Here is a 559-nt window from a genome sequence, read left to right on the forward strand (position 1 = left end):
GGAGTTCGCCACCCGGGAGAGCGTCGACCGCGACCACACGCTCCGGGACAGTATGTGCCTGGCCGTCGACCCGGACCTGCTGATCACCGTCGAGAACATGACGCGCGGATATCTGGTGGTGGACGACCCGTCCGATCCCACCGGTTCCGCGCACGAGGGCACCGGTAAGGATGCCGCGTCGGCGTGGCTCGACCGCGCCCGGTCGCTGGCCGCGTCCATGTGCACCACGTCGGTGCCGTTCGCGCAGGCCGACCTGTCCGCGATCACCGAGGTCGCGAACCCGGACCTGTCCGCGACCGCCGTCGAAGCCCCCGCGGACATCGTCGACAACGCTCTGGGTGTCACGTCGCTGCGCAATTTCGTGTGGAGCGACGCCGGGGTGCTCGACGACGCGACGGCGCAGATGCTCCGCGGAGACGAGGCGACCACCACGCTCGTGGCCGCCAATTCCGTCGACACGACGACACCCCGCGACAGCGCCCACGTCATCGAGGCCACACCGCCCCCCGCGCCCGTTCCCGCGAACGGGGAGACGACCCCGGCGGCCACCGAGACGCCC

The 559-nt window shown here is 71.4% G+C and carries 1 pseudogene; it reads left to right on the forward strand.

The annotated features are described in order from the left end of the window. A pseudogene (locus QM693_RS37490) lies at positions 1 to 559 on the forward strand (glycoprotein); the annotation flags it as partial.

Source organism: Rhodococcus sp. IEGM 1305 (assembly GCF_030058635.1).
In the GTDB taxonomy this organism is placed as follows: Bacteria; Actinomycetota; Actinomycetes; order Mycobacteriales; family Mycobacteriaceae; genus Rhodococcus_F; species Rhodococcus_F opacus_D.